Source organism: Thermomicrobium sp. (assembly GCF_053493975.1).
Genome location: NZ_JBRBZA010000014.1, coordinates 19821 through 44097, shown reverse-complemented (window position 1 = coordinate 44097; position 24277 = coordinate 19821). Strand labels below are relative to the sequence as shown.

Genomic DNA, 24277 nt, shown 5'->3' with positions numbered 1-24277 from the left:
GGCGGTGCTCTCTCGCTCGTGGAGATCGGGCACAGGATCCCCATCGTGCTCCTTCGCTGGCAGAGCGCATGCCGGTGCTGTCGAATCGGTGTGCAGCATGCGAGCCAGCGTGACAGCTGATGGCAGAGGGGAGTTGCCGCAGGCGGGCGGAGGGTGTTCAATTGGCTCAGCACGGTCGTGTGCCGTTCAGCGGAGGAGGCAAAGGCGAACGATGCCGCAACTAGGTTGGCAAGAACTCCTGATCGTCCTCTTCATCGTGATCGTCATCTTCGGCGCAGGCAAGCTGCCGGAGATCGGGCGAGGGCTCGGGCAAAGCATTCGCGAGTTCCGCCAGGCCGCACGGGAGGCACAGGAGGCGCAGCGGGCGGAGCAGGCGCAGCAGGCTCAGAGCAATCTCCCGGACAAGACCGCCTGACCGAAGAGACGGTGAGCGTCCGCTCTCCTGACCGACTATGTCGCGCGATCGGAAACATGATCGAGAATTTGTGAGGCCGGGCTTCTGATCGAGAAGCTCGGTTTCCTTTGGGTCTGACCGAGCGAAGAGAAAGCGAGCAGCATGGAGGTCGGGCTCGTCGCTCTGGGTGGTGTTCTCGGAGCGATCCTGCGTTATCTCGTGACGATCTTGGCCCAGCGTCGGGTCGATTTCTTCCCTTGGGGAACAGTCGTGGTCAATCTCGTGGGCAGTTTTCTCATCGGGATCGTGCTCGAGATGACTTTGCGCGGTTATCTCTCCAGTCATGTGCGTCTGTTGCTCGCCGTGGGTATTCTCGGAGGCTTCACGACCTTTTCGTCATTGTCATGGGAAATGTTGGCGTTACTCGAAGAGGGTGATATCCTGCCAGCGTTCCTCTATGGCTTCGGGTCGCTCGTCGTCGGGGTGTTCTGCGCATGGCTCGGCAGTATCGTCGTTCGGTGGGTATTCTGAGGGGCCAGCCATGGAGTTGAGCGGACCGGCGAAGTGGCTCCGCATCTATATCGGCGAACGGGATCATTGGCATGGGAAGCCGCTCTATGCGGCGATCCTCGATCTGCTGCGTCACGAGGGGATCGCAGGCGCGACCGTGCACCGCGGGATCGCTGGGTACGGGGCGAGCGGTGCTGTTCACACCACGCGTGTCCTCCAGCTGTCGGTCGATCTGCCGATCGTCATCGAGGTCATCGAAACAGCGGAGCGGATCGCCGCTGTCCTGCCACGACTGCGCGAAATGGTGAGCCAAGGATTGATCGTGCTGGTCGACTGCGAGGTGGTCCACAACCAGGCGGTTCGCCGGTCGGGTGCCTCCGGTCAGGACTGACGGTACCTGGTTCCCTTCTCCGTGCCTCATATGCGACAATTGCAACTGCCCGGTAGGGCGGGGCGCGACAGGTACGCAGTCGTGGTGGGGGCGCGTGGCGAGCGAAGCGCAGCGATTATTGCATTACCTCGCCGAACACTATACTGGTCGCGAGGAGGCCAAAGACCTCGAGCGGGCTTCGGCTGGGTTGGAAGAACACGAGATCGCAGCCGAGCAACGGCGTGTGATCCGGCGCGAACACCAGCTCGCCGACAAGCTCGCGCGTGCGTTCCAGCGTGGCTTGCGACGGGCGTACGAGGCCCATCGTGCTGGCGGGAATGCCATCACGCTGGACGATCGCCGGCGGGACGAGAACGAAATGGCGGAAGCGTTGATCCATTTCCTTGTCGGTCCTGGTCTCGCCAAGTCGACGACACGCGAGACGCAGCCGATGCATTACCTGTACATCATCTCGATCGATTGGGAAGCCTTGGAGCGGGTGGCGCGCGACGCGCAGGTCGATCTCGCGAGCGTGCTCGAGGCTCATTGATCGATGGAGGACCAGCAGACGAAGCGAGCCCAGTCGAGTGGGCGCGACGAGCGCGTCGAGCAGGCGATGGAGGCTCTCGGGGTCGAGTTCCGTCGACCAGACCTCCTGCGCCAGGCCTTGACGCACCTTTCGTATGTCTACGAACGGAGCCGGAGCACGCAGGCCGCGGTCGAGGAGGCGAACGAGCGCTTGGAGTTTCTCGGTGACGCCGTGCTCGAACTGCTGGTGAGCGAGTTCCTCTACCGGCGGTTTCCCGCGGCGAGCGAGGGGGAACTCACCGCGTACCGCGCGGCCTTGGTGCGTACGCCGACGTTGGCACGCTGGGCGCGGCGTTTCCGACTCGACGAGTTCTTGTATCTCGGTCGAGGCGAGGTGCCCCGACCGGGGCGGCCAGTCCGCGAGCGGATTCTCGCGGGAGCCTTCGAGGCGGTGCTCGGTGCACTCTACCTGGATCGCGGTATCCGGGCCGTGCGGCGGTTCCTGCACCGGCTCTTATTGGAAGAGGCCGAAGGACTGATCGCGATCGGCCAGAACGAGAACTACAAGGGACGGCTCCAGGAACTGATTCAAGACCGGTTGCGTATCACGCCAGTCTACCGCACCATTGCAGTGACGGGGCCGGCACACCAGCGTACGTTCACGGCGGAAGTGATGATCGGCGAGCGCCCGTACGGAGTGGGGCACGGCCCGAGCAAGCGGGCAGCGGAGCAAGAGGCAGCACGGCGTGCACTCGAGCGGCTGCGGGCGGAGGGGATCGGCTGAGGCGATGGGCGGGCTCTACGACCAACTGACGATTTTCGGTGGCAATTCCAATCCGGAACTCACCAAGGCGATCTGCGCCTATATCGACATCCCACCCGGACGAATCGAAGTCTTCAAGTTCAGCAATGAGAACATCTTCGTACGCATCGGCGAGAGCGTGCGCGAGAACGATGTCTTCGTCATCCAGTCGTTCTCGAGTCCCGTGAACGAGAGCATCATGGAGTTGTTGATCATCATCGATGCCCTCAAGCGCGCGTCAGCCGGTCGGATCACCGCGGTCATCCCCTATTACGCCTACGGCAGAACCGACAAGAAGGACCAACCGCGTGTGCCCATCACTGCTCGTCTCATCGCCGACATGATCACCGTCGCTGGAGCGGATCGCATTCTGACCGTCGATCTGCATGCCGGGCAGATCCAAGGTTTCTTCAACATCCCGGTGGACGAGATGACCGCGCTGCCGATTCTGGCGCGGTACTTCCAGGAAAAACGACTGGAGAACCCGGTCGTCGTTTCCCCCGACCTCGGGAGCACCAAGCGGGCACGCAACTTCGCCGAGGAACTGGACGCTCCCCTCGCCATCATCGAAAAGCGTCGGCTGGGGAACGACGATCGAACCGAGGTGCTGAATCTCATCGGGTCGGTCGATGACGCATCGGTGATCCTGATCGACGATGAGATCGATACAGCGGGATCGATCACCCAAGCGGCCGAGCTCTGTATCGCCCGCGGTGCGCGTGACGTGTATGCGGCCTGTACCCACCCAGTCCTGAGCGGACCAGCGATCGAACGGCTCGCCCTCAGCCCGATCAAAGAAGTCGTCGTGACCGACACGATCCCGCTGCCTCCACACAAGCGGCTGGACAAGATCACGGTTCTTTCGGTGGCACCACTGCTCGGTGAATCGATCCAGCGGATCCACACCGGGGCGAGCGTCAGCTTGGCCTACCGCAGTGCCGGGCGTCTGCCCTTGCGATGAGTTCTCCGCGCCGGGGGAAGGATGTCATCGCTTGACGTCGCCCGGCTGAGCATGCAACGCTTCTCGGGCACGAAGCCGGACGAGTGTCGGGTGAGGTGCGAGGATGCCACGCGCTACGCGCCGTTCGTCGCACCGGAGAAGCGCGTCGGGATCTCTGGTCGCTGGCCTGCTGATCTTCGCGATCGTGACCGGTGGTCTCGTCGCGGTCGCGCTCCAGTTCGGGAACCAGCATGAAACCGCGACGATCGGAGTCGCAGGTCAGGGAAGTGCACCAGCCACACCGACGCGCGCGTTCGCTGCGCCGCGGACAGCCCGCGAAGCAGCTGAACGTTTCGTGCGCGCTTGGGAAGAGCGGGACTACCGGGCAATGTATGCGCTCCTTTCGTCGGCTGCCCGTCAGCAGATCGATGAGGCGCGGTTCGTCCGTCGTTACGAGGCGATCGCGGCCGAAATGGGTGAACGCTCGCTCCAGGTCACGCTGGGAGAGGCCTTACCTGGCACCATGCGCTTTCCGATCCACGTGGTACGCGAGACGACGCGGGTCGGCCGGCTCGAGGAGGATAACGCGATCCCGGTCGTCCGCGAAGGGGACACGTTCCGGGTCGATTGGACCCCCTCGCTCATCGTCGCCGACTTGGGTGACGGTCGTGTCGAGTGGATCCCGACGGTTCCCCAGCGTGGCCGTCTCCTCGACGTGAAGGGAAGACCGCTCGCCCAGCTGGGTTTGGTGAACAAGGTGGGTGTCGTACCGGGTCAGATTCGCGACGAGCAACTTTTACTCGAGCGCTTGAGTGTGCTCTTGAACCTGCCCTCCGAGACGATCCGGCAGCGATATGCTGGTGGACAGCCGGATTGGTTCATGCCGGTCGCGACGCTCCCCGATCCGATCGATCCCGGTTTGCTCGAGCAGCTTGCCGGCATTCCCGGGGTCGTGGTGCGTCGTTGGCCCGAGCGCGTCTATCCGCTCGGCCCGGCGGCCGCGCACGTGACCGGCTATCTTTCCGAAGTCACTGCCGAAGAACTCCAGCAGCGTGCCTCTGACGGCTACGAGCCGGGCGATCGGATCGGACGAGCGGGGATCGAGGCTTGGGCGGAAGACTTCTTGCGTGGTCGCCGTGGAGGGCGGCTCGTCATCGTCGGGCCGGATAGGAGAGAGCGACGACTCCTCGCCGAGATCCCGGCACAGCCGGCGGCGGACGTGCAGACCACGATCGATGCCGACCTGCAAGAGGCAGCCTACCGCGCGCTCGGCGATCGAGTCGGGAGCGTCGTCGCGATCGATCCACGGAGCGGTGCGATCCGGGCTTTGGTGAGTAACCCGAGCTTCGATCCGAATCGTTTTATCCTCGGGTTGCGAACCGACGAATGGCAGGCGCTCACGGACGAGCAGCGACGCCCACTGATCGACCGTGCGACGCAGGTGGGATATCCCACCGGATCGACCTTCAAAGTCGTGACCATGGCTGCAGGAATGGCGTATCTGGGGTTGCGCGCCGAGAGCCGGTTCGATTGTCCGCCTACCTTCAGTCTCCCGGGAAGTTCGGTGGTCTGGCGCGACTGGAACCCGCGAGGGCAGGGACAGTTGACGCTTCACGATGCCCTGGTCCAGTCCTGCAACACCGTCTTCTTTCAGATCGGTGCGCAGCTCGACGAGCGCGATCCCAACCTACTTCCCCAGATGGCGCGTGCTTTCGGTTTCGGGTCGGAGACCGGATTGATCGAGCTGCCCGAGACGTCTGGGCTGGTCCCTGATCCCAGCTGGAAGCGTCGGGAACGTGGGGACTACTGGGCGCGCGGCGATGCGGTCAATCTGTCGATCGGCCAAGGATTCTTCCTAGCCACTCCGCTGCAGTTGGCCGCTGCCTATGCGGCGCTGGCCAACGGGGGCACGCTCTGGCAGCCGTTCCTCGTCGAGCGAGTCGTCGCGATCGACGGCAGCGAACGCTTCCGGGCCGAGCCGAAAGCGCGCGGAGCGCTCCCGTTGACACCAGAGCAGATCGACACGATCCGAGCCGCGTTACGCGATGTGGTCGCTCGGCCGAACGGGACAGCGTGGAGTGCCTTCCAAGGTTTTGCGGTTTCCGTGGCAGGCAAGACGGGTACGGCCGAGTCTGGCCAGGAGGCGCCGCATGCCTGGTTCGTGGCGATCGCGCCAGCCGAGACCCCGGAACTCGTCCTGGTGGTCATGCTGGAGCACGGCGGGGAAGGGTCGCGCGTCGCTGCACCGATCGCGCGGCAGATCCTCGAAGCAGCGCAACAGGCAGGTTTCTTTCAGTGATGGGCCATGACGGGCTCGCCCTCTCCCACCGGTGCCTGCACGCGCGGTTCCTGCGGAGCGAGTAGGAGCTCCGCACCGAGTGCTCGCAAGATCCGGCGCGCGACGCGGAGTCCCGCGAGGGCCGTCGCCGGAATCGATTGGCCGGGGAAGACGCTATCGCCTACCAGATACAAGCCCGGCACGATCTCCGTCGGCCAACCGACGAACGGGTGGCGCTGCGGAAAACCGCCGACCCAGCCCCAGGGGCGCCGGGCGAAGCGCTGGAACGCGAGGGGTGTACTCGGCAACACGGCGCGGATCGCGCCCGGAAGCCAGGGCAATGCCCGCGCGGCCGTCTCCACCATGCGCTCGGTGTAGCGCGCGACTTCGGCCTCGTATGCTGCCCGATCGGCGTGGGCGAGCTGCCACCAGTGCTCGTAGCGCGTGTGCGTGCTCATCGTGGCGACTCGGCGGCCAGCCGGTGCCCGGCGGCTGTCCCACTCTGGACTGAGCGAGAGGAACACCGAACGCCCCTCGCCGAGTTGACCGGATGCGAGAATTTGCTGGTGGATCGGCGTGCCTGGCGGGATGGCGCTACTGTCCAGGCTCAGATAGAGCATGAAGGCTCCCCAGCCGCGCGGTGGACGCGCAGTTCGGGAGCGTAACCAGTGCGGCGCCTCGGGCCAAAGACGTGCCAGTCCCCATGGCGTGAGGTTCGCCACGAGATGCGACGACTCGAGAACCGATCCTTGCCGGGTTCGGAGGCGCCAACCGGTGCGCGTGCGTTCGATCGCGTCCACCTCTTGGCGGAAATGGACCGAGCCGCCATGTCGTTGGATCGCTTCGACGAGCAGACGGGCGATCGTCCCGGTACCACCGGCCAGTTCGGCCACACCAGTATTGGGCAGGTCCAGTGCGGCGGCGCCATAGAGCGCAAAGATCTCCGCCGCGAGACCCTGCGCGGCGATGAGGAGCTGAGCATCGATGAAGCGGCGGAAGACGGGATCGTCCGGCAGATGTCGCGCCAGGGGACGCCACAAGTCGAGCACGATCGCGGGCGACGGGCGGGCAGCGACGAACCACTGCGCGCCGGCTGCGACCAGGTCACGGAAAGAGCCGAACGAGCGGGGTCGAAGCTCGGGGAGTCGCAAGGCGAAATCCCAGAGAAGGCGTGCCGTCTTCTCCTGCCACGACCAGAAGGGCAGACTGCCGGGGAAGAGCGTGCAGTACGTCTCCCAGCGTCGCTCGTCAGCGTAGCGGGGGACCACCATGCCGTCCTCCAGATGGACGACCATGGTCGGATCGCAGAGCCGTGCTGGCCAAGCCTCGATCCCAGCGGCGCGCCCGAGCAATTGGAGCGGTCCTCTCGGAGCCAGTCCAGCGACGAGGGTCGCACCAGCATCGTACCAATGGCCCTGATAGCGGAACGTGGCTGCGCACCCACCAGGGTAGATGTGGGCCTCCAGCACGGTGACTGGGACTCCCGCATGGGCCAGTGCCGCACCAGCGGCGAGCCCAGCGATGCCGGCGCCGATGACGACGATCCGTGGAGCATGCGGGGATGTCATGCGGAGCACTCCTCAGGCTTGCACTTGCCGGACAGATCGGAACCACTCGAGCGCGCGGGCACGAGCAGTCTCGTACTCGACGATGGGTGCCGGGTAGTCGCGGCCGATCCGGCAGCCTGAGCGCAACTGAACCTCGACGGGCATATGCCACGGTGCGAAGAGGTACTCCCGCGGCACTCCAGCCAGTTCGGGCAGCCAGGCTCGGACCCAGCGGCCGTCCGGATCGTGCTGTTCACCCTGCAAGACCGGGTTGAAGATCCGAAAATACGGGGCGGCGTCGGTTCCGGTCCCAGCTGACCACTGCCAGCCACCGACGTTGGCTGCCAGGTCACCATCGACGAGCTCGCGGCGGAAGACGCGTTCGCCCCTTCGCCAGTCGACGAGGAGCAGCTTGGAGAGAAAGCTGGCGACGATCATTCGAGCACGGTTGCTGATCCACCCCTCGCTGTGGAGTTGGCGCATCGCGGCATCGACGACCGGAAAGCCGGTGCGTCCCTCTTGCCAGGCCGCGAAGGCATCGTCACGCCCAGGCCAAGCGACGCCGCGGAATTCGGCCTGCATGCTCGTTTGCGCGCTCTCCGGCCAAGCGGCTAAAAGGTGCTGATAGAACTCCCGCCAGAGGAGTTCGTCGAGCCAGGCGCGGGCTCCAGCGGCCGCGTTCGGGTCATCCAGGTACCGTGCTGCTGCACACCAGGCCTCGCGTATGCTCAAGAGCCCGAAGCGGAAATAGGGCGAGAGCTGCGAGGAGCCGCTTCCGTCCAAGGTGTTCCGCCGCGTGTGATAGGACGCCAGCCCTTGGTCGAGGAAACGATCCAAACGGCGTCGTGCTGCGTCCTCACTCGGAGCGAACCGCTCTGGTACGGGAACAGGTGAATCGGGAATCGGCTCGCTGGCTACGCGTGGGACTGGTGGAAGCTGCGTGGGCGCGGGCACCACGTCCTGCGGGCTCGGGATCGGGAGGCGGAACCAGGCGCGACGGAATTGCGAGTAGACACGATACGGTTCACCGGTCGGCGCGCGGACCGAGCCGAGTGGTCGCAGGGTCAAACCCGGGACGAGTTGGAGGGGGGTACGCTGCGCCACTGCCCTGTCGCGTCGCTGAGCGTAGGGTGAGCCATCCGCTTCGGCTACGACGAGTGTCGCCCCACACTCGCGAACGACGGCGGGGAGAATCTGCTCGGGACGGCCGGTGCGAACGATCAAGCGACTGCCGCGCTGGCGGAGTGCTGCGTCTAGTGAGCGGAGCGCCGCGAAGAGGAACGCGTTGCGCCGCTGGCTACTGGTCGGGCCGGAGAGCAGGATGGGATCGAGCACGAAAAGCGGCACGAGTTCGCGCGCGTGGGTGAGTGCTGTGGCGAGTGCCTGGTTGTCGTGGAGACGGAGATCGCGTCGGATCCACCAAACGACGGTTGCCATGATCGCTCGGCCTGCTTTCTCGGTACGTCATCGGACATCAGCCGCGCGGTCGTGTCGTCGCTCTCCCGAAAGAAGGGTTCAGCATTTCTGGGTCGGGAGGACGGGGGCAAGCAGCCGCTGTTCCAGCACGATATCGCCGCCAGGAATCGATGCGCACTCGAGCGTGTTGGCAGCACCTCCGTTCGGACTCTGCGGAAGCGCCCTCAATAATGGATACTCACCACCGAGCCGATTTGCAAAAAATTCCAGAACCACTCGGCGTCGCTGTTCATCAGCCCCACGCAACCATTGGAGGTGAATCCCCCGAATTGTGCAGGCGGAGTCCAATAGTTGCCGTGGAGCGCGTAGCCACCTGACTTGAAATACTGGGTGAACTGAACGTTCGTCAGATAATAGTAGCCGGGGGAACCCGGCGGGATCCCGACAGTGGCTGCGTCCATCGTCTCGTTGCGGACGCGATAGAAGATCCGGAAGACGCCGACCGGTGTCTTCCCGTCTCTTCCGGCAGTGATGATCGCCACATAAACGGGACGATCGCCGTCGTATGCCACAGCGTAGAAGGACCGGAGGCTGACGTCGACCCACCGGCCACCGAAACGGCGCGGTGGAATATCCGGCACGAGCGGCTCGACCCAGGCGGCTGCCACGTAGCGACCGTCTCCCAGTTCGTACCAAATCGGATTCCCTCCGACCGGGTCACCGAGCGTGAGTCCACGGATGGGAACCGGATGCCGGGCATAGGTCCATGCGACTGCCGGAGCGCTGTTCGAAGGGGCATTGCGGATCGCCAGGGTAGGTGCGGTCACCCGACCGAAGATCGCGCCGTCATCGGTCGCGACGGCCCGCGACCAGCGATAGTCGAGCAGCTGCGCTGGGACCTCGATCGCATCGGGACGCTTCGGGACAGGCCGGGTATCGACTCCGCGGGCTCGAGCATACTGTGCCCCGAGCCGACCGAGCAAGACCTCGAAGGGAGTTCCTTGGTTTTCGGGATGGTATTCGAACCGGGCTCGTTCGAAGTACTGAACCGTGTAGAGCTCGCCGGTATCAGGATTCCGTTCGGTGAACTCCTCGGAGATCGGGTAGCCGAACGTGTACAGTCCCCCGTTCGCTTCCCAGTAGGACTTGAAACCGTAGGCCAAGGTGTGACCGGTTTCCGGAAAATAGCGGCGCTGCGGGTCGTTGTTCAAGGCCGCCGGATTGTCGGCGACGATCGGGCGGAAGGCCGGCTCGTTGCGTCGCGTTTCGGCGAGCCAACTGCCGAGGAGCGTGGCGAGCACCGCGTAACGTGTCCCGCTGTTCTGTGGATGGTACTCGAAGCGTGCCCGCTCGAAGTACTGGACCACCATGCCATCCTGAGTGAACGGCTCGGTGATCGGGTAGCCGAAGGTCATGAGTCCGCCGTTGCTGATCCACGCCCAGAGGAACTCTCCACTGAGGTGGTGACCCGTCTGTGGGAAATAGAGGACGAGATTTTGCCATTCGACGGCATGTGCGTGACGAACTGGCAAGAGGAAGGGCGAAACGAGCGCACAGAAGAGCACCATTCCGATGAACCACGCGAGGCGACGAGGCATCGCTGACCCCTTCCCTACCCCGGAGTGAGTTCCCGGTGAAACCGGGTCTCCTCATACAGTCTAACGCGCACTCGTCGCGATCGGTTCCATCCGTTCAGGAGGGAGCGGAGAACTCCCGAAGCTGCGCGGCATATCGATCGCTGGTCCACTGGACGATACCCACGTTGGGGCTGAACCACACCGTGCTCACGAGATAGGCAGGGACCAAGGTCGGGGGATCGCTCGTCTGGAGCGAGAGTCGCCAAGCTGGAACTACCCCATAGGGCGTGCCGACGAGTGTTTGCTCATCGACCTGGACACGCAGGGTGATCGGATGGGCGCTGACACGCGTCGAGAGATAGAGGGCAGTGGTCTCGCGGACGGTCCCCTCCACCAAGTCACCCGCACCGATGACGTGTAAGGCTGGCCAAAAGAGGACCATTTCGATGAATGTTCCTGCTCGCGTGAATCGTTCCCAGCCGGCCAGCGCGATCCCTGACTCGGTCACTCGCCAGTAGGTGATCCAGCGACTCGATCCGCGCAGTTCCTCGCGAGCGACGAGTTGCGCTCCCGCGACGAAGCGAGTATTCGGGCCGATCACCTGCCAGGTTTCGTCGCTGCGACTACTGGTCGCGAAGACGGACCGCGTACCTGGGAGCATGCCGAAGTACCCGGCGCTGGACGCGACCGCAACGGGTGGAGTCGCGCTGTACCGCCACTGGAGGTAGTGCGAACCGATATTTCCCATCTCGACCTGCCAACCTGGTGGATTGTTCGGGGTATAGGTGAGGATGCGTCGCTCGAACGGCTGGACGAGAACCCAAGTCGGTTCGCCACGAAGCCGCACTCGGATCCAGAAGGGATCAGCGATGGGATAACCGAGAACGAACAGCCAGTCGAAAAGGGGGCGTTCCGCAACCAAGCTACCACCGTGCCATACCAGCCCGGCCTGCGTCATGAATTCCCAAAAAGCGCGCGGAATGTTGTACCCGACCGGCTCACCGACCGGTCCGCTGTACGTGACATAGCGGACGAACTCTGCCCCGGGGTCACCAGCTGCTGCCGGATACTCTTGCCATCCCTGAGGAGTGAGCGAGGCGATCGCGTGCTCCCCAGTTCGATCGGGTTGCGAACGATCGATCACACTGGCCAGATCCGCATAGGTGGGAAACGGGTTATCAGGATCCCCGGCGATCGGCACGCGCGCTCCGCTGCCCGCGTCCAGGAAGAGCTGATCTCCGACCTGGATCGACCCACTGACGAGTTCACGCGTCAAGAGCCCACTCGTGACGTACCAAGGTGAAGTCGGATCACCATCCGGATGCGTCAGTTCCATGCGACCTTTGTCGAAGTATTGGACGAGACGAGCGCGCTCGGGCGCCTCTTGGTACCGTTCGTGCAAGGGACCGGTGAGCGGAGCAGGTCCCCAGACCCAGGAGCGCTGGGTCGCTCCGGCTGCAACCGGACGGTCGACGCGTTCCCAGCGCGCTGCGAAGGCAGGGTCCGCAAAACCTGGTTCAGCGCGAGCTAACCGATGACTCGGCAGCCACAGGAGAGCAGTCAGGATGCTGATGATCGAGGCGATCGAGGACCAGCGTGACACCGGACTCGCTTCCCCCTCCTCATACCCAAATCTGGAGCCCATCGTACGCGAGTTGCACACCGGGTGGAAGCTTTGAGCTCCAGTCGGCATGCATCACCTCATGACTGAGGTGGGTCAGGTATGCCCGTTCCGGGCAAACTTGCTCGATAATGGTCAGAGCTTCTGCCACGCTCAAGTGCGTCGGATGGGGTCGATCGCGGAGTGCGTTGAGAACCAGGACAGTGACGCCACGCAGCAGCTCGATGGAGCGAGGAGGAACGGTTTTCGCATCGGTCACGTAGGCGATCGGGCCGCAGCGGAAGCCGTACACCGTCCACCGACCGTGGTCGACCGGGATGGGGACGATCTCGTACCCGAAGAGGTGGAAGGGACCAACGAACTCGTGCAAGCGGAGATCCGGTTTCCCGCCGTAGAACGGCAAAGGCTCGCTGAACGCGTAGCCGTAGCGAACACGCAATTCACGAGCTGTTTCCGGATCTGCGTAGATGGGCAGCGGTGCTTGTGCCAGGTAGTTGAACTGGCGCAGATCATCGAAACCGGCGACATGATCAGCGTGCGCGTGCGTGAAGAGAACAGCCTCGATATGACTCAGGCCGGTGGCGATCGCCTGCAGGCGAAGTTCCGGAGCAGTATCGATCAACACGTTGTGTTCCCCGAGATGCAGCACTGCCGACGAGCGCGTTCGTCGATCGCGTGGATCGACCGAGGTGCAGGTTCGGCAGCGGCATCCGATGACGGGTATTCCGTTGGAGGTTCCTGTTCCGAGAAATGTCAGTCCGAGCACGCTCGTTCTACCACTCTCGTCGCTCCGACACTGAGGCTATGGCTGCCTGAGGACGAGTCTCCCCAACAGATCGGTACCGATGATACTCGCTCGACGTTGGGACGCTGTCGATCGTTTCGGTGAGTGCAGTCAGTGAACTGCACGCGAAAGGTGCAGCATGACCGAGCATCGCTTGCGTTGGCTGAGCCGCGGACAAGCGCGCAGCCACTCGGAAGCACCAGGCATGGGGGGTGGCGTAGTCCCGTTTTGGGTCGAGCGGTTGCTCGATCTGGGAATGCGTGCTAGCGCCGATCAGCTGGACTGGACCGAGCTTGCGAGGATTGCCTGTCAGGTACTGTCAGCACAGATCGCGCGGATCTGGCGCATGACGGCGCGGAGCGAGCTGGTGTTGCAGGCAGAGGTGGGCGACGGTCGGGAACCCCTTTCTTCCCCGCGGCCGACACCGACCGGATTCGACCGGCTCGCTCCTGGGATGCTGGCTGTCGGTTCGTTGGATGGTCCGCTCGCCGAAGGTTTCTTGACAGCTGAGGAGCGGGCGGCTTTGCGGCGGTCCGGTGTGCAGCACGTTCTGGTCGCACCGTTGCATGCCGGTGGGGCGATGGTGGGGCGGCTCGACGTGGCACGCACCCGGCCGGAACCGTTTTCGGCCGAGGAGCGCGCACGTGCCATCGTCCTGGCTGCACTTCTCGGCCCGTTGGTGGGGCGAGTCGTGGGAGCGGGCGAGCCGCTGCCTGCCGACCAGGCAGCGGAACTGGTACGGCAGGCACTGGCGTTTCCAGGGAGCGCGCGCGAAGTTCTGGCGCGGATCTCGGAGACGCTGCGCTGGCGGGTCCGAGCGAGTGCGGTTCTGTTGCTCCGCTGGCTGCCCGAGGAAGGCGTCGAACTGCTCGCGGCGTCGGCCTCCTCTGAACTGATGCCCGATCCGACCGCCTTGACTTCCGCCCGCGTCCTCCTGCTCGTGCGGAGCGTGTTGGAGCACGGCCGGCCGCAGCGGTGGCGGGCCGGCTCCGGGAGCGAACTGATTTTCCCTGTCGTGATGGCCGAAACCCTCGCTTTTCCGCTTCCAGTCACCGGCACTGCTGCGCGCGGCGTTCTCGTTCTGGCTTGGCGAGATCGTGACGAAGGGGGAGAGGAGCGTGCCCAGGTTCTGGTCCCCGAACTCGCCCCGAGCTTGCTGACGCTCGTGGGATTCGTCGAGCGGGAGGAGCGAGCGATTGCTGACCAGGCTGGCATCGAACGTCGCGAGCTTCTCCTGGATGCTTTGTTGCGTGCCAGTGGACCGACCGTCGTCGCTGAGGCGTTCTGGCGCCGTGCGCAGAGCGTACCCGGGGTCATCGCGACCGGTATCGTCTTGGAGCGGGACGAGCGTTTCGTCTGGTTCTGGGTTGTCCAGGGGGAACCGCGCGTGCTCGTGGAGACCGATCGTGAACGCTCCCCGGCCCAACTGGCTTTTCCCCAGCGTCCTGTAGCGGTGTTCGGCCCAGAGCGTTGGGCGACGTGGCGACCGGTGGTGCCGCTCAGCCTGGAGCGGGCCTGGGTCATGACTGCCCCGCTGGGGACAGTGCGTGGTAGCCTGGTCATCGTAATGCATGAGGAGCAGGCTACAGCGAAAGCGGAACGACTCGTCACCGACCTGGTTTCCCTCTTGGAGGCAGGCGCGGCTGGCCTCGTTACTCGTCTGGATCGTGATCTCGCGGAGATGCGTCGTCAACGCGCCTTGGGCGATGCGTTGGTCCAGCATGCGGAGGAATGGCGGACGCTCGTCGACGCCATCCATACGACGATCCTGCAAGGCCTGGCCTCGTCGCTATACCGGATCGAGTTGACGGCGCGGCGTGTCGATCACCAGCCGGTGGAACAGACGCTCCTCGAATTAGAACAGGTGCGCGATCTCCTGGCTGGCCACATCGCAGCACTGCGGGATACCATTTTCCGGCAACGCCCGGCTTCGCTGGAGCATCTCGGGCTCGCAGCTGCTCTCCGGGACTATGCCGTACAGTTGCAGCGCGCCCATGGCCTGGAAGTGGAGTTCTTGGGGGAGCTGTGGCAGCGTCCCGAGCGGCACGTCGAGGAATCGCTCTTCGGTCTGGTTCGGCTTTTGGTGGAGCGGACACGGCTGCCGCTCGGCGTGCGCAAACTGGTGATCCGGCTCCGTCAGCGAACGGATGGCACGATCGTGCTCGTCATTGCTGACGATGCTCGCTGGACTGGGCGCGCTGCCTGGGATGAGTTGCCCGGTGCTGCGCTGGCGGGCGAGTGGATCCGATTGCTCGGTGGCACGCTGCACGTCGCAGGACTGCCGGATGGCGGGACAGCCATCGCATGCACCGTGCCGCTCAGGCCAGTGTCGTGAGCACCATCGGAAAGATCAGGACGTTCCGGTGATGACAACTGAGCGAGACTTGGAGTTGAATGAAGCAGAAAGTGAGCAGAGCCCAACCTGTGATGGGTAGGCTGAGCGGGAGCGCGAGATGGGGAACGAACGTCGGATTCGGGTTCTGATCGTCGATGACCATGACCTCTTTCGCGAAGGGCTGCGCCAGCTGATCGAGACCGATCCTGCGATCGAGGTCGTCGGTGAAGCAGCCAATGGGCAGGACGCGCTACACATGGTCGCCGAGCTCCAGCCAGATGTGGTGCTCATGGACATCAACATGCCGGGAATGGATGGAATCCGTGCGACGGAGGCGATCGTGCAACAGTACCGGCATGTTCATGTCGTCATGCTGACGATGCACGACGACGAGGAGTATGTCCTCCACGCTATTCGCGCCGGAGCGCGCAGTTATCTCGTCAAAAACAGCAAGCCGGAGGAATTGCTGCGGGCGATCCATGTCGCTGCCGAGGGTGGTGCCACGATCGACCCGGATCTTGCCCCGATCCTGATGCGTGAGTACCAACGGCTTCTCACGAAGGCACCGACTCGCGGTCAGGAACTTTCGGATCGTGAGCTGACCATGCTGCGGTTGTTGGCACAGGGGTACAACAATCGCCAGATCGCGGATGCGCTCAATCTGGCTGAGAGCACGGTCAAAAATAACCTTTCTGCCCTGTTCCAAAAGCTGGGAGTGCGGGATCGCACACAAGCGGTGATCTACGCCATCTCGCACGGCTTGGTTCCCCGTCCGACTGACGTGCCGCGTCGCTGAGTGTGGCGCTGCGAGCTACCATGTGGCACAGTATGTGATGCGCCACCGGTGTCGGTGGCGTTCGTCGTTGTCTTTGGATGGGTGGGAGGCGAAGGGATCATGGAGCGACTGCCCCTCAGCGGTGTGCGCGTCGTCGATCTCACGCGCGTGATGGCTGGCCCCTACTGCACGATGCTCCTCGGTGACCTCGGTGCAGACGTCATCAAGATCGAGCGCCCCGGAGCCGGCGACGATACGCGAGCCTGGGGACCACCGTTCATCGATGGTGTGAGCGCCTACTACCTTTCGGTGAATCGGAACAAGCGGAGCATCACCCTCGATCTCAAGCATCCAGCGGGCCAAGAGGTGTTCTGGCGACTGGTCGATCGCGCTGACGTCGTCGTCGAGAACTTCAGCCCGGGGACGGTCGACCGACTGGGTATCGGCTATCAAGCGGTACGGGGGCGGCGCCCGCAGATCATCTACTGCTCGATCTCAGGTTTCGGCCAGACCGGACCAGGCAAGGACCGCACGGCGTACGACCTCATCGTGCAAGGGATGTCAGGCCTCATGAGCGTCACTGGGTTTCCTGAGGGGGAGCCAGTGCGCTTCGGTGTCCCGATCGCCGATATCGGTGCCGGCATGTTCGCTGCTCTGGCGATCGTTGCCGCACTCTATCATCGTGCCCAGACCGGTGAAGGGCAGTACATCGATACCTCCATGCTGGGTGGCCAAGTCGCGCTCCTCACCTACCAAGCGGGGATCTACTTCGCCACGGGGGAAGCACCCAAGCGGACCGGGAACGCGCATCCGATCGTCGCGCCTTACCAGACGTTCCGCAGTGCCGATGGGCACGTCAATATCGCGGCGGGGAACGATGCGATCTTCACGCGCATGTGCCGCGCGCTCGGGTTGGACGACTTGCTCGAGGACGAGCGATTCGCGACCAATGCCGGCCGGATCACCAACTTGCCGGAGCTGGTCGAGCGGATCGAGTCGGTAACGCGCACGCTCACGACTGCCGAGATCGTGCAGCGGCTCGATGCTGCCCAAGTGCCGTGTGGGCCGATCTACACGGTTCCGGAAGTCTTCGCTGATCCGCAAGTGCAACACCTCGAATTGCACCAGCGCATCCCACACCCCACATTGGGTATGGTCGACCAGACCGGTTTTCCCTGGCGTTTTTCCCGTACGCCGGCTCGTATCCAGCGTCACCCTCCGCTCTTGGGCGAGCACACCGAGGAAGTGCTCGGCGAACTCGGTTACACGTCGGATGAGATCGCGGCTATGCGCCAGGTAGGAGCCATCTAGTCAGTCGGGAGCTCGTACCAGGGGTGCCAGTGCGAGCGAACTTTCCAGCGTTCCAGCACCATGACGAGCGGTTCGCCGAGCAAGAGAAGCAATGCGGCATTGCCCAGTGCTCGCGTTCCATCGAAGAGGAGGGAGGTCGCGACGTAGAAGCGCGCGTAGGCAGCGATCGTCTCGCGCAGCGTCATGCCTGGTGTCCAGTAGATGCCGCCGCTCGCCGCGACGCCAGGTGCTGCGAACGGCCAGAACCACAGGTTCATGAGCGCGCCGAACGCGAACCCCCAAAAGGCACCGAAAGCGACGAGAACGAGGCGGCGCGGCCATCCTCGCCACTGGGGGAGCCAGCTGGCAGTGAGACCCATCCATCCGGCTGCCAGCATCTGAAAGGGTAACCAAGGACCGATGCCGCCCGTCAGTGCGGCCGAGACGAGCAAGGTGAGGGCACCCATGAGAAAGCCGAACCGTGCTCCGAAGACATAGCCGCTGAGCACGATCAGGAGAAAGATCGGACTGGCTCCGATCAGGCTCGGGACGAACCGGAGCAGGCTATCGACAGCGACCAGTACGGCGAGGACAGCGATCGTCCTGGCTCGATCTGCGAAGGTTCCCGCGTCATCGGCGAACCCGGTCACGAGCACGATGAGCGAAAGCAAGGCGAGGGCGGCAAAGAGCAGCGGTACCTCGATGCCTCGTGTCGGACCTGGATCGTAGCCGGCTGCCGCGAGCAGAAACGGATAGAAAAACGCGAGCAGCCCGCCGATGCTGGCGAGCAGCAGACTTGCCGTGCTCGTCACCCGCAAAAGCATCGTCATGCTTGAGCCAGTAGAGTACCGGTACGCACGGGAACAGCGAGGCGCTGCACCTCGCTGCTGCAGCGTTCCGGATGCAAGATGGCGGCGAGAATTTCGACGCCACGCACGATGCGCGGACCGGGGCGACTGAAGTAGGCGGAGGCATCCACCGCCCAGAGCGCACCCCGCTGGACCGCCGGGATCGACTCGAGGATAGGGTGGCGGAGGAGCTGGCGAGCCAAATCGACCGTCTCGGAAAGGGTGTACCCACAAGGCATAGCGACCAGAACATCCGGCTCGAGGGCTGCTATCTGCTCCCAGGTCACGGTGTACGAGGGTTGTCCGGCGATACCCAGCACGTCTGCGCCACCGGCTGCCGCGACCATTTCCGGAACCCAGTGACCTGCGACGATCGGGGGCTCGAGCCACTCCAAGCAGATGACTCGCGGCTCTGCCGTTCGACCAGCCAATCGCGCCGAGATCCACGCGAGCCGCTGGCGAAGCGCCGAAACAATGGCGTGCCCCGTTCGCTCGCGCCCGGTCTCTCGAGCGACGAGTTCGACCGACGTCAGGATTTCCTCGAGCGTCGTCGGCTCGACCGACAGCACGCGTGGTGGACCGGGAAGAGTAGCGGCGAGCTGGCAAACGTCATCGATCGAGACAGCACAGACCGGGCAGAGCGCTTGGGTCAGGATGAGATCCGGCTGCAGGGTGGCGAGGAGTTCCGTATCGAGCGCATAGAGCGGCAACCCTGCGGCAGTGCGCTCGCGGACCGCTGCATCGATCTCCGCGTGGCTGAGGCCTGGCGGCAGCAGGCTGCGCGTGACGCGCGGTTTGGAACGCACTGCGGGCGGATAATCGCATTCGTGCGTCACGCCGACGAGTTCGTCGCTGAGCCCCAATGCCCAACAGATCTCGGTGAGACTCGGTAGGAGCGAGACGATGCGCACTGGACTTCCCTCTTCGTTTCATGCGTCGCCTGAAGCTGGCTCGACGAACTCGAGGTCAGCGTTCTCGGGGGGTTCCGGACTCAGCCAACGTTCACCGTATTCGCGCAGTTGGTCGATGAGCGGAAGAGCAGCCCGTCCCTTTTCGGTGAGCGCATACTCGACGCGCGGAGGGATCTCGGCGTATGCATGGCGGGAGACGAGACCTTCGGCTTCGAGGTACCGCAAGCGCTGCGAGAGAACGGCGGGGCTGATTCCGGTACCGAGAAGAAGTTCCTGGAAACGACGGTTCCCTCGACCGAGTTCGCGGAGAATGAGGAGCACCCAGTGGTCACCGAGCAGTCGAGCTGCGCGTGCGATCGGACAGGTGGCTTCGTGTGCGCTCTCGCGTCGCATCATCCAACCTCGCTGTTCTCATTGTACTGCGCTACTCTCCTGGGACGTGTGGTGCCATCCTCGACGGCAGAACTGACCAGGAGACCAGCGACCGAGCCGCGCAGGCCAGCGATGTCAGGATCGCGCTCTTGACAGCTCGCCATGCGATCACTATGCTAGCCGTAGTTGCTACGGATTGCGTAGCGTCGGACGGGGAAAGGAGGATCCGAGGTGACGACGGTCGCGCCGGAACTCACAGGCTTGACCCGTTGGGAGATCGACCCTGCCCACAGCCAAATCACCTTCGCGGTTCGGCATCTTATGGTGACGACCGTGCGTGGGCAGTTCAAGTCGTTCTCGGGATGGGTCGAGTTCGATCCAGCGCACCCGGAGAATGGCAAGGTCGAGGTGACGATCGATGCAGCGAGCATCGATACGCGCGAGGAGCGACGAGACGCGCATCTTCGCTCAGCGGACTTTCTCGACGTCGAGCAGTATCCGACGATCACCTTCGTGAGCAAGCGCATCGAGCCACTCGGAGGAAACCGTTACCGAGTCGTCGGTGATCTCACGATTCGTGGAGTGACCAAGGAAGTCGTCCTCGACGCCGAGTTTCACGGTGTCGCCAAGGATCCCTGGGGAGGTGTTCGTGCCGGGTTCGAGGCGCGAACGAAGATCAACCGGCATGATTTCGGGGCCAGTTGGAACGTGGCTCTGGAAGCCGGTGGCTGGCTGGTCGGTGACACAGTCGACGTCTTCATCGAGGTCGAGTTGGTGCGCAAGGACGCGGCGTGAGAAGCAAGGGCGGGGGCTTCTTTGCGCCCCCGCTTCGCTTTCGCTGCAGCTCGATGAGCGACAGAGAGGGGGAGAATATGGAGTGGGCCTTTTTGGCTGGTCGAGTGATTTTCGGGCTCTTCTTCGTGATCAACGGCGTCAATCACTTGGCGATGTGGCGAGCGATGAGTGGCTATGCTGCATCCAAAGGAGTTCCAGCCCCGGAGGCCGCGGTCATCATCACCGGGATCATGCTGCTCCTCGGTGGTGCGAGCGTCGCGACCGGGTACCAGCCGGTCATCGGTAATCTCCTTCTCATCATCTTTCTCGTGCCGGTTGCCTTTTGGATGCACAATTTCTGGGCGGAAAGCGATCCCATGATGCGGGCCAATCAGATGGCACACTTCTTGAAGAATCTCGCGCTGGCTGGGGCAGCGCTCGCTTTCCTCGGGGTGCCGACGCCGTGGCCGCTCAGCTTAGGGAGCTGACCGTGACCATCGTCGTCGAGTTCTTTCACGACGTTCTCTGAGCATGGTGCGCCGTGGCGTCGCCACGGTTGCGACGAGTAGCGGCCCGTCATCCTGAGATCCGTTTCGTGCACCGGTGCTTTGCCTTGGCACCGACACCGGAGGCGATCGTCGCGCTCTTCGGCTCGAAGGAACGCGGCAAAGCCGAAATCCTCGAGCACTGGCGGATGGCCAACCGATACGATGACGAGCACCGCTTCCGACCCGACCTGATGGCGACACGACCATTCGATTATCCGTACTCCTTACCTGGTCTCCGTGCCTGCAAGGCAGCCGAAGTGCTCGGTGGCCAAGCTGCGCATTGGGACCTGTTCGATCGAATTCAGCAGGCGCATTTGATCGAATGCCGCAATATTGCCGACGAGACGGTGCTGCGCGAGTGCGCAGCTGACGTCGGCTTGAATGTCCAGGCGTGGGAAGAGGCGTACCGCAGTCAGACTGTCCTCGACGCTGTGCGGGCAGATTTGTCCCGGGCGCGGGAACTCGGTGTCTGGGCGGTGCCGACACTGGTCGCCGCTGGGGAGTATCTCTCGAGCGGTGCGCGCAGCGAAGCGCAGTACGAGGCTTGGTTGCACGCGGTGGAGGAACGGCTGGCTCGCACGTCTCAGTAACGGTGGGTCAGTGCGGCCCGCTCTGTCCACTCTGTCCACGCACTCTCCTTTCCGGCAGTGAGTGCCGACGCGGTCGTTGCTGGAGGTGGTGGGAGGTCGGATGGGTCGTGACGACGGGCATATTGCGTGCGCGAGTCGGCGCAGGTCGCAGACCTGGCGAATCTCGACCTGGTGACCGTTCAGGATCACCCTACCGGACTCGATGTTCATGACATCCTGCACATTGCTTACTGAGCTCGCTGCACACAACGAAATGGGACACTTGGCACATGTAGGAGCCAATCTTCCCTCGGCTCAGCTAGGAGTCCTGGCGCGAGCTGCGGCCAGTCTCGACCGCGTGACGCACCAGCGTCCTCGCGTTAGAGGATCGCGAGGCGGTCGCTGCGTGGGATGCTCTCGAGACCACGGGTGGTTCACGCCCTCACCTCTGAGAGGCAGTCATGGTGCTGAGCGAGGCTTTCGTTCACTCCGGTTGGCTGTCGGACACGTGCGCGATTGGACTCACGGTGACCGGAGGATATCGAGAGGAGCGAGCCGCGAACCGACCCCGGTCCACTCGATCGAGGCCCTGATCGGTAGAGGCTGGCCACGGATGCGATCGTTGCTCGGCAAGAGCTGATGAATGGCTGCCTCCACGCGTCTCTCTGCCGAGGCTTTACGACGTGCGGGGCGCCCAGTCACTGGAGGGGACACGCATCGAGAACTGGGCACATTGCTGTGCAGCGGCGTCCGACGACCGCACGAGCGTTTTCTGGCTCATGCCGAAGCAATGCGGACTACCCGTTCCCGGACGCGCGTTCGCCGTACGCACCACTCCCCAGGTCGATCGAGCGAGTCCGGTTCGCTCGATCCCAGCCAGGATCAATCGATCGTTCGACCGAGCGGTTGCCCGCTTGCCGTATGCTGGACTCGTCCAGCCGTACGATGCCCCCGAGGTCGTCAGCAGACGGTGACGATCCGCAATGGCTTCCAGCCCAGGATGACGCGCGCAGGGGACGAGACCTGAGCGGTCATGCTCGCGCTGAGCCGCTCACGGTGCTGGTGGAACTGCGAACGATGGGTGAGGCGGTCGAGCGGATCGATCCCGCGGCGATCGCTTTCGTACACTGCTGGCAAGACCGGTTCACCAGTCTGTGGTTTTGGCCTGCGGCGTTGGACGAGCCGGATCGAGTGTGCAGCTTCATCGCGCCGCAACTGCAGACACCATACATTGCCTGGACCTCCAACGTTCGCTCCGAGCGCGTTCTCCAGTGCGATCCGGAGGCTGCAGCCGACTCCTCGGCAGCCATAGAGCGATGCGACGATCCGGTGAACGCGTTCCGGCGCGAGTTGGTCGTCATCCTACAACTGCTTAGGTGGAGAAAGAGGAGCAGTGCGCAACTGGAACGGGGGTACCGACGGTGCGTGAGCGAGCGAGCTTGGCCTTCGGACTGAACATCGACCCAGTCATCGATCGTCCATGGGAAGTCGAAGCACTGGCCCAACTCGCAGATACCGCTGGCCTCGCCCTAGTGGCGATGCAAGATCACGCCTACAACCCGCGCTTCGCGGAGACGTGGACAGTCCTGACAGCCGTTGCGCTGCGGACCCAGCGCGTCCATGTTCTGATCAATGTGGCCACACTCGCTCTCCGTCCAGCGCCGATGCTGGCAAAAGCAGCAGCGACCCTCGACCGCTTGACCGGAGGGCGGGTCGAGCTGGGATTGGGATCGGGTGCATTTTGGGACGGCATCGCCGCGATGGGTGGACCCCGTTGGTCGCCAGGTGAGGCGCTGGCAGCGATCGAGGATGCGTTGCGACTCTGCCGGCTCCTGTGGGAGAAGGCGGCGAGCGGTGAGCCGGTCACCTATGAGGGGTCGATCTTTCGCGTCGATCATCTCGCGTTCGGGCCTGCGCCGACTCGCCCGATCCCGCTCTGGGTCGGTGCGATCAAGCCACGAGCGCTCCGACTCGCCGGCGAGCTGGCCGATGGCATCACTGTCTCGACGCCCTACGTTCTCCCAGAACAGTTATCGCAGGTGAACCAGTGGGTGAACGAAGGTGCCGAACGAGCTGGTCGCGACCCTCGCACCATCCGTCGGCTCTATAACCTGCTCGGGGTGCTCGACGTTCCGGGCGGCCGATCTTATCGGGTCACGCGCCCGGGTTTTCTGAGCGGGCCAGCGGAGGCATGGGTAGACGCCATCGCGCGCTTCGTCGAGCTCGGTATGGACACGTTCATCTTTTGGCCGGTAGCCGGCGATTATCTGGCCCAGGCTCGCCACTTCGTCGAGGAGGTGATCCCGCGCGTCTGGGATCGGGTCGGGCTGCCGTGAGTTGCGGCGCACCGTTGCAGCGTGCTCACTCGAGGTCGACCCACAGGAATGCTTCGGCGAGTTCCAACCCTGCTGGTGCGCCAGCCTCGCGGGCGCGCGTGCGTACTCGGGTTTCCAACCCTCCTGGAAAGGCGTTGACTTGACTGGCATGACGGCGGAGCGCAGCGAGCTTCCGTTCGAAAACGGGTGCGATGTCGATGAAGGTATCGGGCCGGTCGGTACCGAAGAGCAGGGCGACTCGAACGGTATGGGGCTCGAGCCCAGCTTCCTGTTGCTCAGGGAAGAAGGTGGCCAAGCGGCTCGCTGGGAAAGCCGCTGCCAGGGCCGCTGCTCCCACCGCGCGGTGATCGGGATGCTGGCGGTAAAGTCGCGTCAGCGGATCGTGTGTCAAGACGATGTCGGGACGAAAACGCCGAATTTCCGCAGTGAGTTGAGCACGCAGGTCGAGCGTATCGAACACTTCACCGTCAGGGAGACGCAAAAACGTCACACCCTGCACGCCGAGTTCTTCAGCGGCAGCGAGCTGTTCGTACTCGCGAACCGTGCTGAAGGGACGAGGATCAGCCCAGTCCTCTGGTAGTCCCTTGTCGCCCGATGTCACGACGACATAGTGGACGATCGTCCCGGCAGCGATCCAGCGGGCGATCACCCCGGCACAAAAGAATTCCGGATCATCGGGATGGGCACCGATCACCAGGACGCGCTGCGCCGCCGGCGGTGCCCCGACATGGCGCAGCAGGACATCGGACATC

At 63.8% G+C, this 24277-nt stretch carries 24 protein-coding genes; 14 read left to right on the top strand and 10 right to left on the bottom strand.

Features of this window, described 5'->3' with window-relative positions; translation table 11 throughout:
* Positions 1–211: 211 nt before the first annotated feature.
* The 7 genes from tatA (at position 212) to mrdA (ending at position 5843) form a co-directional block, all read left to right on the top strand.
* The gene (tatA, locus tag ACWIVK_RS03000) at positions 212–415 is read left to right on the top strand and encodes a twin-arginine translocase TatA/TatE family subunit (protein ID WP_015922329.1); all 204 of its coding nucleotides are present in this window, start codon (positions 212–214) and stop codon (positions 413–415) included.
* A gap of 141 nt (positions 416–556) precedes the next feature.
* Positions 557–925, top strand: a complete 369-nt coding sequence (crcB, locus tag ACWIVK_RS02995) for a fluoride efflux transporter CrcB (protein WP_448575069.1) — start codon at positions 557–559, stop codon at positions 923–925.
* Between the two features lie 10 nt (positions 926–935).
* Positions 936–1295 (top strand): DUF190 domain-containing protein, encoded by a 360-nt coding sequence (locus ACWIVK_RS02990; RefSeq protein WP_448575068.1) that lies wholly within the window; start codon positions 936–938, stop codon positions 1293–1295.
* A gap of 94 nt (positions 1296–1389) precedes the next feature.
* Positions 1390–1824 carry a hypothetical protein gene (locus tag ACWIVK_RS02985; RefSeq protein WP_287417063.1) on the top strand — a complete coding sequence of 145 codons (435 nt, stop codon included), beginning with the start codon at positions 1390–1392 and terminating at the stop codon, positions 1822–1824.
* Between the two features lie 3 nt (positions 1825–1827).
* Positions 1828–2586: a ribonuclease III gene (gene rnc, locus ACWIVK_RS02980; RefSeq protein ID WP_448575067.1), complete on the top strand. Its 759-nt coding sequence runs from the start codon at positions 1828–1830 to the stop codon at positions 2584–2586.
* A gap of 4 nt (positions 2587–2590) precedes the next feature.
* The gene (locus tag ACWIVK_RS02975) at positions 2591–3565 is read left to right on the top strand and encodes a ribose-phosphate diphosphokinase (RefSeq protein ID WP_448575066.1); all 975 of its coding nucleotides are present in this window, start codon (positions 2591–2593) and stop codon (positions 3563–3565) included.
* A 103-nt stretch (positions 3566–3668) separates the two neighbouring features.
* Positions 3669–5843, top strand: a complete 2175-nt coding sequence (gene mrdA / locus ACWIVK_RS02970; RefSeq protein ID WP_448575065.1) for a penicillin-binding protein 2 — start codon at positions 3669–3671, stop codon at positions 5841–5843.
* Here the strand turns inward: mrdA and ACWIVK_RS02965 are convergent.
* The 5 genes from ACWIVK_RS02965 to ACWIVK_RS02945 all read right to left on the bottom strand — a co-directional run bounded on the left by ACWIVK_RS02965 (position 5837) and on the right by ACWIVK_RS02945 (position 12749).
* A complete protein-coding gene (locus tag ACWIVK_RS02965) occupies positions 5837–7390 on the bottom strand; it encodes an FAD-dependent oxidoreductase (protein ID WP_448575064.1) in 1554 nt (517 codons plus the stop codon). The genes mrdA and ACWIVK_RS02965 overlap by 7 nt on opposite strands.
* A 12-nt stretch (positions 7391–7402) precedes the next feature.
* Positions 7403–8806, bottom strand: coding sequence for a cryptochrome/photolyase family protein (locus ACWIVK_RS02960; protein ID WP_448575063.1), 1404 nt, complete (start codon positions 8804–8806; stop codon positions 7403–7405).
* A 203-nt stretch (positions 8807–9009) separates the two neighbouring features.
* Positions 9010–10383, bottom strand: a complete 1374-nt coding sequence (locus tag ACWIVK_RS02955) for a L,D-transpeptidase family protein (RefSeq protein ID WP_448575062.1) — start codon at positions 10381–10383, stop codon at positions 9010–9012.
* Positions 10384–10477: 94 nt separating this feature from the next.
* Positions 10478–11965, bottom strand: coding sequence for a hypothetical protein (locus ACWIVK_RS02950; RefSeq protein WP_448575060.1), 1488 nt, complete (start codon positions 11963–11965; stop codon positions 10478–10480).
* A 19-nt stretch (positions 11966–11984) separates the two neighbouring features.
* Positions 11985–12749 (bottom strand): MBL fold metallo-hydrolase, encoded by a 765-nt coding sequence (locus tag ACWIVK_RS02945; RefSeq protein ID WP_448575059.1) that lies wholly within the window; start codon positions 12747–12749, stop codon positions 11985–11987.
* 157 nt (positions 12750–12906) lie between these two features.
* Between ACWIVK_RS02945 and ACWIVK_RS02940 the strand changes: the two genes are divergently transcribed.
* From ACWIVK_RS02940 to ACWIVK_RS02930, 3 genes are all read left to right on the top strand, one after another.
* Positions 12907–15102, top strand: coding sequence for a GAF domain-containing protein (locus ACWIVK_RS02940; RefSeq protein ID WP_448575058.1), 2196 nt, complete (start codon positions 12907–12909; stop codon positions 15100–15102).
* Between the two features lie 118 nt (positions 15103–15220).
* On the top strand, positions 15221–15898 hold the full coding sequence (locus tag ACWIVK_RS02935) for a response regulator (protein WP_448575057.1): 678 nt from the start codon (positions 15221–15223) through the stop codon (positions 15896–15898).
* Positions 15899–15997: 99 nt separating this feature from the next.
* On the top strand, positions 15998–17188 hold the full coding sequence (locus ACWIVK_RS02930; protein ID WP_448575056.1) for a CaiB/BaiF CoA transferase family protein: 1191 nt from the start codon (positions 15998–16000) through the stop codon (positions 17186–17188).
* Here the strand turns inward: ACWIVK_RS02930 and ACWIVK_RS02925 are convergent.
* The 3 genes from ACWIVK_RS02925 to ACWIVK_RS02915 are packed head-to-tail and all read right to left on the bottom strand — an operon-like array spanning position 17185 to position 19322.
* Positions 17185–17979: an ECF transporter S component gene (locus tag ACWIVK_RS02925; protein ID WP_448575055.1), complete on the bottom strand. Its 795-nt coding sequence runs from the start codon at positions 17977–17979 to the stop codon at positions 17185–17187. The two genes, ACWIVK_RS02930 and ACWIVK_RS02925, sit on opposite strands and share 4 nt — an antisense overlap.
* 14 nt (positions 17980–17993) lie before the next feature.
* The gene (locus tag ACWIVK_RS02920; RefSeq protein WP_448575054.1) at positions 17994–18926 is read right to left on the bottom strand and encodes a cobalamin-binding protein; all 933 of its coding nucleotides are present in this window, start codon (positions 18924–18926) and stop codon (positions 17994–17996) included.
* 18 nt (positions 18927–18944) lie between these two features.
* Positions 18945–19322 carry a winged helix-turn-helix transcriptional regulator gene (locus ACWIVK_RS02915; RefSeq protein WP_448575053.1) on the bottom strand — a complete coding sequence of 126 codons (378 nt, stop codon included), beginning with the start codon at positions 19320–19322 and terminating at the stop codon, positions 18945–18947.
* A gap of 207 nt (positions 19323–19529) precedes the next feature.
* Between ACWIVK_RS02915 and ACWIVK_RS02910 the strand changes: the two genes are divergently transcribed.
* The 3 genes from ACWIVK_RS02910 (at position 19530) to ACWIVK_RS02900 (ending at position 21210) form a co-directional block, all read left to right on the top strand.
* The gene (locus ACWIVK_RS02910; RefSeq protein ID WP_448575051.1) at positions 19530–20093 is read left to right on the top strand and encodes a YceI family protein; all 564 of its coding nucleotides are present in this window, start codon (positions 19530–19532) and stop codon (positions 20091–20093) included.
* A 77-nt stretch (positions 20094–20170) separates the two neighbouring features.
* Positions 20171–20560 carry a DoxX family protein gene (locus ACWIVK_RS02905; RefSeq protein WP_448575050.1) on the top strand — a complete coding sequence of 130 codons (390 nt, stop codon included), beginning with the start codon at positions 20171–20173 and terminating at the stop codon, positions 20558–20560.
* A 53-nt stretch (positions 20561–20613) separates the two neighbouring features.
* Positions 20614–21210: a DsbA family oxidoreductase gene (locus tag ACWIVK_RS02900; RefSeq protein ID WP_448575049.1), complete on the top strand. Its 597-nt coding sequence runs from the start codon at positions 20614–20616 to the stop codon at positions 21208–21210.
* Positions 21211–22149: 939 nt separating this feature from the next.
* Here ACWIVK_RS02900 and ACWIVK_RS02895 read toward each other — a convergent pair.
* Positions 22150–22404, bottom strand: coding sequence for a hypothetical protein (locus ACWIVK_RS02895; protein ID WP_448575048.1), 255 nt, complete (start codon positions 22402–22404; stop codon positions 22150–22152).
* A gap of 206 nt (positions 22405–22610) precedes the next feature.
* Between ACWIVK_RS02895 and ACWIVK_RS02890 the strand changes: the two genes are divergently transcribed.
* Positions 22611–23525 (top strand): LLM class flavin-dependent oxidoreductase, encoded by a 915-nt coding sequence (locus tag ACWIVK_RS02890; protein ID WP_448575047.1) that lies wholly within the window; start codon positions 22611–22613, stop codon positions 23523–23525.
* Positions 23526–23550: 25 nt separating this feature from the next.
* Here the strand turns inward: ACWIVK_RS02890 and ACWIVK_RS02885 are convergent, their stop codons facing one another.
* Positions 23551–24276: a PIG-L deacetylase family protein gene (locus tag ACWIVK_RS02885; protein ID WP_448575046.1), complete on the bottom strand. Its 726-nt coding sequence runs from the start codon at positions 24274–24276 to the stop codon at positions 23551–23553.
* Position 24277: the final 1 nt, after the last annotated feature.

What these genes read in the sequence shown, in the direction of transcription:
- ACWIVK_RS02990 (WP_448575068.1), top strand. Translation starts at nt 936, where the DNA reads ATGGAGTTGAGCGGACCGGCGAAGTGGCTCCGCATCTATATCGGCGAA.
- ACWIVK_RS02935 (WP_448575057.1), top strand. Translation starts at nt 15,221, where the DNA reads ATGGGGAACGAACGTCGGATTCGGGTTCTGATCGTCGATGACCATGAC.
- ACWIVK_RS02885 (WP_448575046.1), bottom strand. Translation starts at nt 24,276, where the DNA reads ATGTCCGATGTCCTGCTGCGCCATGTCGGGGCACCGCCGGCGGCGCAG.
- ACWIVK_RS02960 (WP_448575063.1), bottom strand. Translation starts at nt 8,806, where the DNA reads ATGGCAACCGTCGTTTGGTGGATCCGACGCGATCTCCGTCTCCACGAC.
- rnc (WP_448575067.1), top strand. Translation starts at nt 1,828, where the DNA reads ATGGAGGACCAGCAGACGAAGCGAGCCCAGTCGAGTGGGCGCGACGAG.
- ACWIVK_RS02905 (WP_448575050.1), top strand. Translation starts at nt 20,171, where the DNA reads ATGGAGTGGGCCTTTTTGGCTGGTCGAGTGATTTTCGGGCTCTTCTTC.
- ACWIVK_RS02940 (WP_448575058.1), top strand. Translation starts at nt 12,907, where the DNA reads ATGACCGAGCATCGCTTGCGTTGGCTGAGCCGCGGACAAGCGCGCAGC.
- ACWIVK_RS02975 (WP_448575066.1), top strand. Translation starts at nt 2,591, where the DNA reads ATGGGCGGGCTCTACGACCAACTGACGATTTTCGGTGGCAATTCCAAT.
- crcB (WP_448575069.1), top strand. Translation starts at nt 557, where the DNA reads ATGGAGGTCGGGCTCGTCGCTCTGGGTGGTGTTCTCGGAGCGATCCTG.
- ACWIVK_RS02915 (WP_448575053.1), bottom strand. Translation starts at nt 19,322, where the DNA reads ATGATGCGACGCGAGAGCGCACACGAAGCCACCTGTCCGATCGCACGC.
- tatA (WP_015922329.1), top strand. Translation starts at nt 212, where the DNA reads ATGCCGCAACTAGGTTGGCAAGAACTCCTGATCGTCCTCTTCATCGTG.
- ACWIVK_RS02965 (WP_448575064.1), bottom strand. Translation starts at nt 7,390, where the DNA reads ATGACATCCCCGCATGCTCCACGGATCGTCGTCATCGGCGCCGGCATC.
- mrdA (WP_448575065.1), top strand. Translation starts at nt 3,669, where the DNA reads ATGCCACGCGCTACGCGCCGTTCGTCGCACCGGAGAAGCGCGTCGGGA.
- ACWIVK_RS02955 (WP_448575062.1), bottom strand. Translation starts at nt 10,383, where the DNA reads ATGCCTCGTCGCCTCGCGTGGTTCATCGGAATGGTGCTCTTCTGTGCG.
- ACWIVK_RS02930 (WP_448575056.1), top strand. Translation starts at nt 15,998, where the DNA reads ATGGAGCGACTGCCCCTCAGCGGTGTGCGCGTCGTCGATCTCACGCGC.